Origin of the sequence: Allofournierella sp. CML151 (genome assembly GCF_027853465.1) — a bacterium.
Lineage (GTDB): Bacteria > Bacillota > Clostridia > Oscillospirales > Ruminococcaceae > Allofournierella.
In genome coordinates, this window is sequence record NZ_JAPNNW010000003.1 from 188808 (window position 1) to 202833 (window position 14026).

Annotated in this window: 14 protein-coding genes; 11 read left to right on the plus strand and 3 right to left on the minus strand. The window is 60.4% G+C overall.

Going from position 1 to position 14026, the window contains the following annotated elements:
* Position 1 precedes the first annotated feature (1 nt).
* From PH256_RS03790 to PH256_RS03800, 3 genes are all read right to left on the minus strand, one after another.
* Positions 2–982, minus strand: coding sequence for a glycosyltransferase family 2 protein (locus PH256_RS03790; protein ID WP_087183457.1), 981 nt, complete (start codon positions 980–982; stop codon positions 2–4).
* A 19-nt stretch (positions 983–1001) separates the two neighbouring features.
* Positions 1002–2120 (minus strand): glycosyltransferase family 1 protein, encoded by a 1119-nt coding sequence (locus PH256_RS03795; RefSeq protein WP_270913043.1) that lies wholly within the window; start codon positions 2118–2120, stop codon positions 1002–1004.
* Between the two features lie 152 nt (positions 2121–2272).
* Positions 2273–2518, minus strand: a complete 246-nt coding sequence (locus PH256_RS03800; protein ID WP_058963256.1) for an IreB family regulatory phosphoprotein — start codon at positions 2516–2518, stop codon at positions 2273–2275.
* A 176-nt stretch (positions 2519–2694) separates the two neighbouring features.
* On the opposite strand from PH256_RS03800, the gene PH256_RS03805 reads away from it, so the two are divergent.
* The 11 genes from PH256_RS03805 (at position 2695) to PH256_RS03855 (ending at position 13971) form a co-directional block, all read left to right on the plus strand.
* Positions 2695–4404: a hypothetical protein gene (locus PH256_RS03805; RefSeq protein WP_270913044.1), complete on the plus strand. Its 1710-nt coding sequence runs from the start codon at positions 2695–2697 to the stop codon at positions 4402–4404.
* A gap of 144 nt (positions 4405–4548) precedes the next feature.
* Positions 4549–5679 carry a dTDP-4-amino-4,6-dideoxygalactose transaminase gene (gene rffA, locus PH256_RS03810; RefSeq protein WP_270913045.1) on the plus strand — a complete coding sequence of 377 codons (1131 nt, stop codon included), beginning with the start codon at positions 4549–4551 and terminating at the stop codon, positions 5677–5679.
* A 2-nt stretch (positions 5680–5681) separates the two neighbouring features.
* Complete coding sequence (locus PH256_RS03815) at positions 5682–7667, plus strand: hypothetical protein (RefSeq protein WP_270913046.1); 1986 nt, start codon at positions 5682–5684, stop codon at positions 7665–7667.
* Positions 7668–7679: 12 nt separating this feature from the next.
* Positions 7680–8855 (plus strand): hypothetical protein, encoded by a 1176-nt coding sequence (locus PH256_RS03820; protein WP_270913047.1) that lies wholly within the window; start codon positions 7680–7682, stop codon positions 8853–8855.
* Positions 8856–8891: 36 nt separating this feature from the next.
* Entirely contained in the window at positions 8892–9851 is a 960-nt protein-coding gene (locus PH256_RS03825; RefSeq protein WP_270913049.1) for a glycosyltransferase family 2 protein, read from the plus strand.
* Positions 9852–9864: 13 nt separating this feature from the next.
* Positions 9865–11046, plus strand: coding sequence for an ATP-binding protein (locus tag PH256_RS03830; RefSeq protein ID WP_270913050.1), 1182 nt, complete (start codon positions 9865–9867; stop codon positions 11044–11046).
* Between the two features lie 30 nt (positions 11047–11076).
* On the plus strand, positions 11077–11451 hold the full coding sequence (locus PH256_RS03835; protein ID WP_270913051.1) for an EamA family transporter: 375 nt from the start codon (positions 11077–11079) through the stop codon (positions 11449–11451).
* On the plus strand, positions 11444–11800 hold the full coding sequence (locus PH256_RS03840) for an EamA family transporter (RefSeq protein WP_087183447.1): 357 nt from the start codon (positions 11444–11446) through the stop codon (positions 11798–11800). The genes PH256_RS03835 and PH256_RS03840 overlap by 8 nt, the downstream gene beginning before the upstream one ends.
* A gap of 148 nt (positions 11801–11948) precedes the next feature.
* Positions 11949–12620 carry a response regulator transcription factor gene (locus tag PH256_RS03845; RefSeq protein WP_270913052.1) on the plus strand — a complete coding sequence of 224 codons (672 nt, stop codon included), beginning with the start codon at positions 11949–11951 and terminating at the stop codon, positions 12618–12620.
* The gene (locus tag PH256_RS03850; protein WP_270913054.1) at positions 12613–13551 is read left to right on the plus strand and encodes a sensor histidine kinase; all 939 of its coding nucleotides are present in this window, start codon (positions 12613–12615) and stop codon (positions 13549–13551) included. Before PH256_RS03845 ends, PH256_RS03850 begins: the two co-directional genes overlap by 8 nt.
* A 75-nt stretch (positions 13552–13626) precedes the next feature.
* The gene (locus PH256_RS03855; protein ID WP_270913056.1) at positions 13627–13971 is read left to right on the plus strand and encodes an ATP-binding cassette domain-containing protein; all 345 of its coding nucleotides are present in this window, start codon (positions 13627–13629) and stop codon (positions 13969–13971) included.
* Positions 13972–14026 lie beyond the last annotated feature (55 nt).

Here is a 14026-nt window from a genome sequence, read left to right on the forward strand (position 1 = left end):
GTCAGCGCCGGTCGGTGAGCATCAGCCGGCACAGCCCGGCGTAGAATACGCCGCCCCAGCAGGAGAGCAGGGCAGCCAGCTTCATGGCGCGGGAAAGATGTGGGTTTTTCAGCGCCTTGCCAAGGCCCGCCCGGATCTCTTTTTTCAGCGAGCGGTGCTCGGCGGTAAAATCCTTTGCGTTTGCCTGACGCAGGATCATGCTGTTCAGATACAAAAGCTTCTCGTAATAGAACGCCTCGGCCGATGCCTCCAGCGGGCCGCCGCGGGCGGTGTCCAGAATGGTGCGGGCCACGAAGATCTGGTCGGTAAGCACCCGGTCTTTCAGGGGCCGGTGGGTGGTGGAGGCCGCGTGCTGGCGGTAGTAGTAGCCGATGAAATCCGCAAAGGCCATACCACGGGCGTGCTGCAGAATGTTCCAGTTCAGATACAGGTCCTCGTTGTAGACCACCGGGGAATAGAAGGGGATATTGTCGAACAGATGGCGGGCGTACAGCTTGTTGCACAGGCTGTATTCCACCCGCTTGTCGTGCATCAGGGCATCCAGATGGGCCGGGCTCTCGAAGGTGAGGCAGTCGTCCGGGCAGGGGCCGGGCTCCGGCGGTGGGCCGAAGAAGGGGATGAACCGGCAGCAGCTCACCGGCAGATCAGTCTTGAGGCATTCGTCCAGCAGCAGCTGGATCATCTCCGGGTGCAAAAGGTCATCGCCGTCCACAAAGGCCAGGTATTCGCCCCGGCTGTGGGTCACGCCGGTGCCCCGGCCGCCAATGATGCCCAGGTTTTCCTGGTGGATGGTGCGAAAGCGGCTGTCCTTTGTGGCGTATTCGTCGCATACCCGGCCGGAGCCGTCCTGGCTGCCATTGTCGATCATCAGCACCTCCAGGTTGTGGTAGGTCTGGGCGGCGATGCTCTCCAGGCAGGGAGGGAGATACTCGCCGGTGTTGTACACCAGCACCACCACCGAGACAAGGGGCGTTTGGTTCATAAAAGCATCCTCCTGGGATTCAGTCGTTGGGATGGGTCAGGCCCAGATAGAAGTTGGTCAGCCAGCCGGCGGTCTGGCGGATGTCGTATCCAGCCGCGGCAATCTGGGCCCGGGGCGAAGTGCGCACCGGCCGGTTCTGCACCGCCTGCTCCAGGGCGGTGTCCGCCCAGCGCTCATTGGAATCCTCCAGCGAAAGCTGGCGCACCAGCGGTGTCACGCACACCTCGCTGGTGATGGTGGAGGCGGCGGTGACGGGCAGGCCGGAGGCCTGGGCCTCGATCAGGGTCACCGGCAGTCCCTCGTGCAGCGAGGGAAACAGAAAAACGTCCATGCCCTGCAAAAGCCGGGGAACGTCCTCCCGGCTGCCCAGAAAATGCACACAGTCCACAAGGCCCAGCCGGGCAGTCTTCTGGCGCATCTCATCCAGCAGTGGGCCGGTGCCCGCCAGCAGCAAGGTGCTGTCCGGTGCCTTCTGGTGAACAACGGAAAAGATATCCAGAATCCGGTCGTGATTTTTCTGGGGGGTGAACCTGCCCACATGGCCGAACACCAGGCATTCGTCCGAAAGACCGAACTCCTCCCGCACGCTGGCGCGGGCCACCTCGCTCACCGCAAAGCGCTCCGGGTCGATGCCGTTGAGCACAATGTGTGCCCGGGCCGCCTCGGTGCCGAACATCCAGTCCGCCGCCGCTTTGGAGCAGGCGAACAGATGGGTGGCGTTGGGCAGCACCATTTTGCCGTAGTAGTCCTTGACCACCTGGAAAGCAAGCCCGCCCTCGTTCTGGGTGTTGTGGCTGTGGGCGATGCGCACCGGGATGCCGGCCTTTTTAGCCTCGCGCATCACAAGGCCGCTGAATTTATCCATATGGGAATGTACGATGGGATAGCGGGGGCTTTCGGTGAGCACCCGGTCCAGCGCATGGGTGTAGACGAAGGGGCCCTTCTGGGTGATGAAGGGAATGCGGTGGATCACACCGCCCAGCGCCTCGATCTCACTTTCATACACGCCGGGAAAGGAGCTTACAAAATCGAACTGCACCGCATCGCGGTCGATGCAGCGGTACAGGTTCATGATCAGGCTTTCGTATCCGCCATGGGCCAGACCTGCCACGCAGTGAAGCACACGCACAGCCGCCATAAAAAGCACCTCGCTTTGCGCGGGGGAAAAGCCAGTGGCTATTTTCGCCCGCAATAATACAGTTTATAGTATAACAAAAAGCCCGGGCTTTGCAAAGCCCGGGCACAAAGGAAAAACCGGCCCCGTGCGGTGCACGGAACCGGTTTGAAGGATCAGGGGTTGACGTAATTGCGAACCAGCGCCTGCAGCAGATCGTCGCGGTCCACACGGCGGATCAGCGAGCGGGCGTTTTTATAGGTGGTGATGTAGGTGGGGTCCTCGGACAGGATGTAACCCACCAGCTGGTTGATGGGGTTGTACCCCTTTTCCTTCAGCGCGTCGTAGACCTCCTGCACAACGGCACGGATCTCCCGGTCGCGGTCATCATAAATGGAGAATACAGCGGTAGGATCAGACATGAAACGGCCCCCCTTTTTGCAGGAATCAATTTAGATACAGTATACCCCATTTGGCCGAAGATTGCAAGGCTGGCTGAGGCAAAAGTGCAAAAAGATACAGCGGGACGTTGAAAAAAAAGGCAGATATGCTATCATAAAAACGACAAATCATCCCAAAAACGGAGCGATCAAACATTATGAAATACAAAAGCAGACAGGCGATGTGCCCTGCCCTTGCATGGGGGCTGTTTGTTGTGCTGGCCGCGGCGCTGATCTTCCGCGCCCAGTGGTGCATGAACGGGCCGGACGAAAGCTACTATCTGGCCAAGACCTACGCCATGCTGATGGGCGTGCGCCCTCTGGCGGATATCAGCGCCCTGACCCAGATCAGCAATATCCTTTTGCTGCCGCTGATGTGGCTGTACCGGCTGGTCACAGGCGGGCTGGATGGCGTGTACCTGGCAAGCCGGGTAGCGGCAGTGCTGCTGCAGACCTGCGCGGCGCTTGCCGTGTGGCGCTGGCTGCGGCAGATCACCGGGGAATGGGCGGCGCTGGCCGGAGGCCTGCTGTGCCAGCTGTTTATCCCGCTGAACCTGACGGCGCTGTCTTACAACAGTATGGGGCTGTTTTTCATTCTGCTGTTTTTTGCCTGCGCCGAGCCTCTTGCCCGCCGTGCCGGGTTCTGGCGCGCTTTTGGAGCAGGGGTCTGCTTTGCGCTGGCCGCCGCGGCCTATCCGCCGCTGGTGGTCACCGCACCGGTGGCTCTGGTGCTGGTCTGGCGGACCGAACGCTCCTGCCGATTGCTGGCTCTGGGCGGTCTGTGTGCAGGAGGGGCTGTGCCCGCGGCGGTGGTGCTGGGCTGGCTCACCGCCCGGCTGGGCCCGGCCGGCCTGCTTGAGTCGCTGCCCAACCTCTTTGCGAAGGATGTGGCGCATCAGGGTTCCGGCGGCCTTTTGGCCAGTGCCCGGCAGTATCTGAGCGACTTTGTCTGGTGGTTCGGCCTTGCCTATCTGGCGGCGGTGGTGCTGGTCGCCCTGCTGGCCGCTGCGCTGCGCTTTCTGCCCGGCGCGGCCCGGCTGCGGCCGGTGTTCTGGGCGGGCTTTGCCCTGGTGGCGGTCTGGGGCCTGGTGATGCGGCCGGGTGGTCTGTTCTGGATCAACTTCAAGCTAGTGCCGCTGGCGCTGCTGGGACCTGCACTCTTTCTGGCGGTGCGGCCTCAAAAGCCCGCCGTGGGGCTATTGCTTTGGACTGCGGGCGTTCTTTACAGCGGCGGCATCGCCCTGGGCACCGACGTGGGCCTGGTGAACGCCAGTTACGGTTTTTTGCTGTGTAATCTGGCGGCCATGCTCTGGTTGGAAGAGGAGGTCTGCCGCCACACCGGCGCCTGCCTGCGCCGGTGGGTGGGGGCTTCGGCTCTGTTGGCTGCGTTGGTGCTGGCGCAGCTGGCCGGTATCCGCTTTTTTACCGACTATGCGGGCGATCTGTTTGCCTGCCGGGTGCGCATTGAAAACGGTCCCAGCGCCGGAATGTGGGACACTGCCGATACCGTGAGCTATTACAATCAGACCTGCGAGGATCTGCGCGAACAGGTGCAGCCCGGCGGAAGTCTGTTCGTGATGAATGTGCTGCCCTGGGCCTATATGGCCTGCGACAGCCTGCCCAACACGCCGGACTACTGGATTCACAGCGCGGCGGACCCCATGATCCAGTGGTACTACGAGCAGCCGGGGCGGCAGCTGCCCCAGGTGGTGTATCTGGCAGGCCCCCTGCCGGATGGACGCGCCAATTACAATCTGGAACAGCCGCTGGCCGAGTGTCTGGAGCAGAGCTGGATTCGGGACCGTCTGCTGGCGGATTACAGCCCCCGGCCCGGCCGGATGGGAACCTTCTATCTTCGCACAGAATGAATGACGGGTTTTGTTGAAAAATGCACATTGCAATGCTATAATTCTGTTGTATCATGCGCAAATGCATCGTTTTATAAGGAAAGCAAGCCTGCGCGGAGTAAGCGCTTCGGGCAGAATAAAGCCGAAAGGCGGAGGAATACAAGAATGATTACGTTCAATATCCCACCCTATGTGGGCAGCGAGCTGGACTATGTGAAGCAGGCGGTGGAGAATCACAAGATCTGCGGCGACGGCCCCTTCACCAAGCAGTGCAACCAGTGGCTGAGCGAGCGGTTCGGCAGTCAGAAGGTGCTGCTGACCACCAGCGGCACCACCGCGCTGGAGATGGCGGCGCTGCTGTGTGACCTGCAGCCCGGCGATGAGGTGATCCTGCCCAGCTTCACCTTCTCTTCCACTGCCACCGCCTTTGTGCTGGCAGGGGCCAAGCTGGTGTTCGTGGATGTCCGTCCCGACACCATGAACATCGACGAAACAAAGATCGAGGCGGCCATCACCGACAAGACCAAGGTCATCTGTGCCATGCATTACGCGGGCGTGGCCTGTGAGATGGATACTATCATGGATATTGCCGCACGCCACGGCCTGAAGGTGGTGGAGGACGCCGCCCAGGGTGTGATGAGTACCTACAAGGGCAAGGCGCTGGGCACCATCGGTGATTTCGGCTGCTTCTCCTTCCACGAGACCAAGAACTATTCCATGGGCGAGGGCGGCGCGCTGCTCATCCGGGACCCGGAATACAACGAGCGGGCGGAGATCCTGCGGGAGAAGGGCACCAACCGGGCCAAGTTCTTCCGGGGCCAGGTGGACAAGTACACCTGGGTGGACTACGGTTCCAGCTACCTGCCCAGCGAGATGAACGCCGCCTACCTGTGGGGCCAGCTGCAGGCTGCGGACCAGATCAACAACGACCGTCTGGCCAGCTGGAACGATTACTACCAGGCGCTGCGTCCGCTGGAGCAGGCCGGCAAGCTGGAGCTGCCCGCCATCCCGGAGGACTGCGTACATAATGCGCATATGTTCTGGGTGAAGTGCCGGGATCTGGAGGAGCGCACCGCCTTTATCCAGCATCTGAAGGACAACGGCGTTCTGGCTGTGTTCCATTACATTCCGCTGCACAGCGCGCCCGCCGGCCTGCGGTACGGCCGGTTCAGCGGTGAGGATGTGTATACCACCAAAGAAAGCGACCGGCTGGTCCGCCTGCCGCTGTACTACGGCCTCACTGCTCAGGACCGGCAGCAGGTGATTCAGGCTGTAAAGGCGTTTTTTGAGGTGTAACGATGCCGCTGCTTGAGCAAAAGATGCGCCCCCGGCTGAGCGGGCGCACTGGCCGCTGGGTGTTTGTGATGGCCACCACTGCAGTTCTGGCGGTGGCGGCCATCTTTTCGCAGCCCCATGCCTTCCCGGACGATGACTGGACCATCGCCCAGGTACTGGCTGGGCTGTACGGTCCCACCTGGCTGTGCCCCTTTTTGAATGTGCTGTTCAGCGCACCGGTGGCTCTGCTGGGGCGGCTGCTGCCCGGGCTGGACTGGTATACCGTGACCGTATTGATGCTGAGCGTTCTGGCGGTGGGCTTTGTTCGTTACGGGCTGTGGAGCCGTCTGGCGACTCCGGTGGCCTGCGTGGCGGACGGACTGGTCCTGCTCGCCTTCTGGCCGGGGCTTGTGGTAGAGACTAATTTTACCCGCAGCGCAGGACTGTTTGCCGCTGCGGGCTTTGTTTTGCTTACCCTCTATGCCCGGGGCTGGATGGGCCGCCGGGCGCTGGCTGCCGGCCTGGCGCTTTTCCTGGCAGGGCTGTGCCTGCGCCAGAACGCCGCGCTGCTGGGGCTGCCCTTTGGGGGGCTGGCCCTGTTGTGGGCGGTGCTGGCCTCGGAACCCGGGCTCAAACAGCGGGCCCGGCGGGCCGTGGCCGCGGCGTGCGGTATGGCGGTGCTGTTCGCCGCTGCGGTGGGCATCAACGAGCTGGCCTGGCAGAGCAGCAGCCAATGGCGGGATTACAGGGATTTCAACAGTGCCCGGTCAGTGCTGTCGGATTATCCCATGCCCGGCTGGGAAGAGGCTGCCGGGGAGCTGAGCGCCATGGGCGTGAGCGAGAATGACTACGAGCTGCTGCTCAGCTGGGTGAGCTGCGACAGCGATTTTTTCACCACCGAAAGGCTGGAGCAGGTGGGCCAGCTGCGGGGGCAGTTGACTTTTGTGCCGGACCTGGCCCAGGCTGCCAGCCATTTTGCCAAGGGCGCATTGAGCAATAAACCCAGCACCGCCTTCTGGCTGCTGCTGGCTGCGGCGGTGGTTTGCTGCTCCGGGCGGGACCGGCTGGCCGCGCTGCTGGCTGGCGGCGGAGCATTGGTGATCAATACCTTCTTCCTCTGGACTGGCCGCCTGCCCACCCGCGTGGAAGACAGTGTGAACTTCTACGCGGTATGCGTATTTTTGCTGGCGCTCAGCGGTGCCAAACGCTTTTGCACCCGGCGCTGGCTTGCGCCAGGCGCACTGGCGGGGGCATGTTTTGCCCTGCTGCTTCTGGTGCGCATGGGCCAGCAGTTCCAGCTGCCCGCCGCGCGCGCCAGTCAGGCGGGCGCCACCGGCAACCAGCTGGTGGACCACATGGAAACAAACCCGGACGATATCTTTTTGCTGAACACCGAGGATGCCAGTTATCTGACCGGCGTGTATGACGCCCGGGTGCTGCCCTGGCAGGACCATTACCGGAACCTGGTGAGCCTGGGCGGCTGGACCAGCGGCAGCGGGCTGTATCAGAAAAATCTGGAACAGATGGGCCTTACCCTGCCGCTGAAAAACTGGGCCGAGCAGGACGAGATCTACCTCTTTGACGAGACCAGCCCGGAGAAAAAGCTGCGCTATGTGCAGGAGCATCACTACCCGGAGGCGGCGCTCAGCGCCGGACGGCAGGTGGGCTCGTTTTTGCTGTGGCAGGCGGTGCTGCCCTATGAGGGAAGCGCCGAACCACTGGAAGGCCAGTGGTGCCTGAGCAAACTGGAAGAAGCGGAACGGGGGCCCGGTTGGTACCGGCTCCGGGCGGAACTGCCGGAGAGCGAAGTGCCCCAGCGGGCCTGGCTGGAGTTGAACAGCCAGGGCGAGACCCGGCGGGTATGCCTGTATCAAACCGGCGAGGGCGACTGGCAGGCGGTGTTCTATCTGGATTGGGCACAGCTCGAGCAGCTGGAAAGCGCCGCCCTGCTGATGCAGACCGAAAACGGATGGCAAAGAAGCGGCGAAGTGCCGCTGGGCCAACGCTGAGCGGAGGAAACTATGAAAGAACGTTTGAATAAGGCCGCTGCCCTGCAGTGGGCGGGTGTGATGGCGCTATATGCTGTTACGGCTGCCATGGTTTGGAAAATCCTTCAAATCCAGGTCGACAATTTGTACGCAGGGGATTTTCTGGCGCACATCCAAACAGCGCTAAACCCGGATGAGACCGGCTATAGCGCTCTGAATCAGGTGTACCAGTTGATCTGGGCTTTTACGGGCAGTTACGATAGCATGGTACTGTTCGTGCTGCTTATGTGTCTAGGAGGTATTGCCGCTTCCGGCTGGTTTCTGCACCGGTACGCGGGCACCGGCATTTTTGCCAGCGGTCTGCTGGGCTGGTGCTGCTTCTGCGCAGACCCAATCTATCTGCCCTTTTTGAACGATTACCGTGTTCTTGGAGTGCAGGCCTTCGGGGTGTGGCATAACCCCACCCTCATCGGCATCAAGCTGCTGGGCGTGTTCGTGCTGGCACTGTACCTGCGCATGGTGCGGCAGTTCGACGAGGGGGTGCGCTGGTGTGACTGGCTGGCCTTTCTGGTGCTGCTGGCACTGGCCACCGGCGTCAAGCCCAGCCTGCTGTTCTGCTTTGCCCCGGCCATGGCAGTGCTCATGCTGTGGGATTTTGTGCGGGGACGCTGCCAGCGGTTCGGCCGCTACGTGTGGTTTGGATGCGCGGTACTTCCGGCACTGGCGGTAGTGTTTGCTCAGTATCTGGTGCTGTTCGCGGGTGGTCCGCAGCAACATGAGGAAAGCGGTCTGGCTTTTTCGCTGGGGGCGAACCTGCTGCAGCGTACCCAGCACCCCATCGCATCTATTTTTCAGTCTGTTGTATTCGTGCTGGTGGTAGCAGGTTTGTGTGTGGGACAGCTGCTTAAAGACCGCATGCTCTGTATGACTTGGGGAATGACCGGCTTTGCTTACCTGCAGCATATCTTTCTGGTGGAGACCGGTCCCCGCGCCTCGGACGGTAACTGGACCTGGGGCACCAGCGTCAGCCTGTTTTTGCTGTTCCTGGCCAGTACGGTCCGTCTGTGGCAGCAGACCGGCCGCTGGAAGGAACAGACGCCGCTGCGCAAGGGGCTGATCTGCCTGTGCTGGCTGTTGTTTGCCTGGCAGAGCCTGTGCGGGCTGCAGTATATGATCCTGTTTATCAAAAACGGCACATTCTATCTGTAAAAAGCGCCGAACGGGCGCCTGAAGAGGAGAGGCATCATGGAAAACAAGGAAACGGTATCGGTAATCATTCCGTGCTATTATTCCGAAAAGACCATCGCCAAGGCGGTGCATCTGGCCCGGGAGGAGCTGCTCCGGCTGGGCTATGACTACGAATTCGTGCTGGTAAACGACGGCTCCACCGACGGTACCTTCGCCCAGATCCGGGCCCTCTGCGCCGAGGATGCGAAGGTGAAGGGCGTGGACCTGAGCCGGAACTTCGGCCAGCACAGTGCGCTTATGGCAGCGCTTGCGTATGTAACCGGCGACTATGTGATGGGAATGGATGATGATCTTCAGACGCATCCATCTCAATTTTCGCGCCTGCTTCAGAAGATGGAAGAAGGGGAATATGACATTGTGTATGGCTGGTACCCCAAAAAGCATCATAGTTGGTTCCGGAATTTTGGATCATCCTTTGAACGCTGGACGATGCAGGTACTCACAGGACGTCCAAAGTGGCTTCATACAAGCAGCTTTTGGATCGCTCGCAGTTTTGTGTGTCGCGAAGCATTGCGATATGCTGGACCATATCCGCATCTATCTGGGTTGCTGCTGCGCGTTACGCGGAATGTGGCGAATGTGGAATTGGAGCATTTCGACCGAATGGAAGGCCATTCTGGGTACAACCTAAAAAGCCTGATTCGCCTATGGAGTACAGCGACCAATTTCTCAGTTTTACCCCTTCGCTTTTCGCTATTGTGTGGTGCATTGTTCGGTGCTGCTGGTATTATTGGAGCCATTCTGGTGGTAATCCAGAAACTGCTGGATCCAACGGTTCTTACTGGCTGGAGTTCACTGATGGTGGTGATTTTGCTGGCTGCCGGTATGAATTTGATCTGTCTTGGTCTCGTGGGAGAGTACGTGGGACGGATGTTTATGATCGCAAATCATCAGCCCCAGTATGTGGTTCGAACAGAATTGAATATGGGAACAGAGAACTGTCAGACGAAAAAATGAGGAGGAACGCTCGATGAAGAAAATCCTGATTCTGGGAGCGGGCATTTATCAGGTACCGTTGATTGATACAGCGCGCAGAATGGGGCTGTACACTATAGTGGCCAGCATACCGGGCAACTATCCTGGTTTTTCTCATGCAGATGAAGTCGCATATATCAATACAACGGACGTGGAATCTGTTCTGAAGTTTGCCCGTGAAAAAGAAATCGATGCGATCACCACCTGTGGTACAGACGTGGCGGTGGCAACAATTGGAACGGTTTGTGAGGCCATGGGTTTGGCGGGAGTGAGCAGAAGCGCTGCACTTTTGTGCACGGATAAGGCAAAAATGAAAAAAGCCCTATGGGATGCGGGTGTTCGAACCTCGGAATTTGTTTCGGTTATGAGCGAGGAAGAGGCGTGTAAAGCGGCAGAACGGTTGGGCTGGCCGGTCATGTTCAAATGCCCGGATAGTTCCGGGAGTCGTGGCGTAATCCGGGTAAATGATGTGCAAGAGATCCCTGAGGCTTTTAGGTATGCCATGCAGGCCTCGAGAGGTGGACATATTTTGGTGGAGCGCTTTGTGTCAGGTCATGAAATTGGCCTGGACGGGGTGGTACAGGGAGACAAAATCGTGCTGTGGCCCCATGATAAGCTGACACGCAGTAACGGATTGACGGATGTTCCGATAGGCCATGTTGTGCCATTGGAGTTGGGGCCGGAGGAAATGCGGGACATTAGACAGCAGGCCTGTACAGCCGTCAGAGCGTTGGGAATCGATCAGAGCTTTTTTAATATGGACATAATGCTTTGTGAAGGCAAAGCGTATATTATCGAGATTGGCGCGCGCATTGGAGCAACCTGTATTCCGGAAGTAATTGGAGCTGCAGGTGGGTTTGATTGCTATGAGGAGATTGTGCGGTGTGCACTGGGGCAAAAGCTGGAGCTTACCGATGAAGTGAGCAGTGTGGCAGCGGCACAGCTTCTGTGTTCGGATCGGAACGGAGTGCTGGAAAGTGTTGACGCTGGTAATGTGCCGGAAGATGCCCGCTGGACTCTTGATGTGAAGCCAGGGGAGCAGGTGCGCAGGTTCCGTGTGGGACCGGATCGTATCGGCCAGGTGGTTGTGGTGGATGGCGACCGAGCTGCTGCCCTGCGAAAATTGAAAAAAGCGGTGGAAAGCATTCATTTGAACTATACTGCGGAAACAATCTGATGTTAGTCTGTTAGTGCAGGAGATTTAAATATGATGAAAAAGCACAATTCCTACGCCCTCACCCTGATCGGGCTGCATCTTTTGCTGGCGGTGTATTCCCTCAGCGGATTTTTCAGCAAAAATGCCGCCGCCCAGCCTTTTCTGAGCTGGCAGTACATTGCCTTCTACTGCGGTATGATGGCCATTCTGGTGCTGTATGCCGTGGGCTGGCAGCAGGTGATCAAGCGGCTGCCTTTGACCCTGGCCTTCGCCAACAAGGCGGTCACGGTGGTGTGGGGCATTTTGTGGGGAGCGCTGTTTTTCCACGAGTCCATCACGCCCGGCAAGCTGATCGGCGCAGCCGTGATCGTGGCCGGTGTGGTGCTGTTTGTGAAAGCGGACGGAGATGAGAAGCGCCATGAATGATACCATCCAGCCGCTGTACGCGCTGATCTATCTGCTGGGAGTGTTTCTGGCTGCTGTGTCTCAGGTGCTGCTGAAAAAGGCGGCCATGCGCCCACATAAGAATTTCATTATGGAATATCTGGACTGGCGGGTCATTTTGGGCTACGGCATCTTTGTGGGCTGCACCCTGCTGAGCATCCTGGCCTATAAGGGCATCCCCATGAGCCTGGGCCCGGTGCTGGAAGCTACCAGTTATCTGTATGTCACAGTGTTCGGTGTGACCATCTTCAAAGAGAAACTCAGCCGGAAAAAGTGCATCGCACTGGCACTGATCCTGGTGGGGATTCTTATTTATGCCCTGGCGGGCTGAATCGGATAAAAGCGGCGGAGCCGGTTTGCAGACAATGCAGGCCGGCTCCGTTTTTTTGCGGGAACAAGGGAAGGAAAGTGACGGAGCTGTCACCCAGACAAAGGTGTTTTCCGCTATAATGAAACAGGAAAGAAAGGGGGAGGAGCCTGTGCGGATTCTTCTTGTGGAGGACGAGGCGGCCATCGCACAGCCGCTGCAAAAGCTGCTGGAGCGCCAGGGCTGGCTTGTCACGGCTGCCGCCACGGTGGCCGGGGCGCGAAAGGCCATGGAACGGGAGAGCTTCGACGCGGCGCTGGTGGACTTGGGCCTGCCGGACGGCAGCGGCGAAGAGGTTTGCTGCGCGCTGCGCGGGCGGGGCGACGCAGCCATTCTGATCCTCACCGCCCGGGCGGACGAGGGCAGCGTGGTCCGGGCGCTGGAGGGCGGCGCGGACGATTACATCATCAAGCCCTTCCGGGCCGGGGAGCTGATCAGCCGGGTGAAGGCGGTGCTGCGCCGCCGCAAGGGGCCGGAGCTGCTGTGCTTCGGCGGGCTCACGGTGGACCGGCGCAGCGCCCGGGTGTTTGTGGGCGAAACCCAGATTCCCCTCACGGCCCAGGAGTACCGGCTGCTGCTGGTGTTCCTTTCCAATCCCGGCCAGATTCTGGAGCGGGGCCAGCTGCTGCAGGCACTGTGGGACCAGGAGGGCAATTTTGTGAACGATAACACCCTCACTGTCACCGTGAAGCGGCTGCGGGAAAAGCTGGCGGAGGGCTGCGGCTGGCACATTGCCACGGTGCGGGGCCTGGGCTACCGCTGGGAGGAGGAGCCGGATGCATAGCAGGGAATTTTACCGGATGCTGGCGGTCATGCTGGCCCTGACGGCGGCCGCGGCCGTTGGCCAGGGCATTGCCTGGGGTGTGCCCGGCGCAGCTGCCGCACTGCTGCTTGGCGGGGCGCTCACCGCCCTTGCTGCGGTATACACCCTGCGGCGGTACCGGCGCATCGGGCAGCTGTCGGAATATCTGGCCCAGGTCTACACCGGGGGCCAGCCGCCCCGGCTCAGCGGCCAGACCCCGGGAGAATTGAGTGCCTTGCAGGACGATCTTTACAAAATTACCAGCATCCTGCAGCAGCAGGCAGCGGCGCTGGAGGCGGACAAGCGCTTTCTGGCGGACAGCCTGAGCGACATCGCCCACCAGCTGCGCACGCCCCTTTCCGCCATTTTGCTGCAATGCGATTTTCTGCGGGAGGAGCTGCCGCCCGGGGACGCGGAGGAGGCCCTTGACCAGATTGAGACCCAGACCGGCCGCATCCGCTGGCTGGTGGAGGCGCTGCTGCGTCTTTCCCGGCAGGTGCTCCAGCGGGCGGCGGGCGGTCTGGCGGAACTTTATCTGAAACGCGGGGTGGAGCTGCAGGTGGATTGCCCGGAGACTCTTTTCTGCGTCTGCGACCTGGAATGGACCGCCGAGGCACTGGCGAACCTGTTGAAAAACGCCGCCGAGCACACTCCGCCCGGCGGCCGGGTGCGGGTGGAGTGCAGCTGCCAGGCGCTGTATTTTGAATTCCGGGTGCAGAACCAGGGAACGGCCATTCCGCAGGAGGAGCTGCCCCGCTTGTTCGAGCGGTTCTGGCGGGGTGCCTCGGCCAGCCCGGGCAGTGTGGGCATCGGCCTGCCGCTGGCCCGCAGCATCGCCCGGGGCCAGCAGGGGGATGTGACCGCCGAAAACACCCCGGAGGGCCCGCTTTTTCGGCTGCGGTTGTTTCGGTGACAAAACCGTCAGCGGGCAGTCACCGGCCTGTCACCGGGGCGGGGTATTCTTAGGGCAGGAAAGGAGGTGGTCCGCTTGCCGTTTCTGGAAGTGGAGCATCTGACAAAGATCTATGGGACCGGGGCAAATCAGGTAAAAGCCCTGGACGATGTGAGTTTTACCGTGGAGAAGGGCCAGTTTGTGGCCATTGTGGGGCCGTCCGGCTCCGGCAAATCCACCCTGCTGCTGGCGGATGAGCCCACAGGTAATCTGGACGGAGCCAACACCGCCCAGGTGATGGAGCTGCTGCGGGCCATCCACAAGGGCACCGGTCAGACCATCCTGATGATTACCCACGACCGAGAGCTGGCCCAGCAGGCCCAGCGGATTCTGGTGATCGGGGACGGCCGTCTGCAGAGAGACGAGGTGATCCGTCCATGAGAGCCATCTGGTCGGTCACGGTGCGCCAGTTGCTGCGCGGGAAGGTGAGCACAGG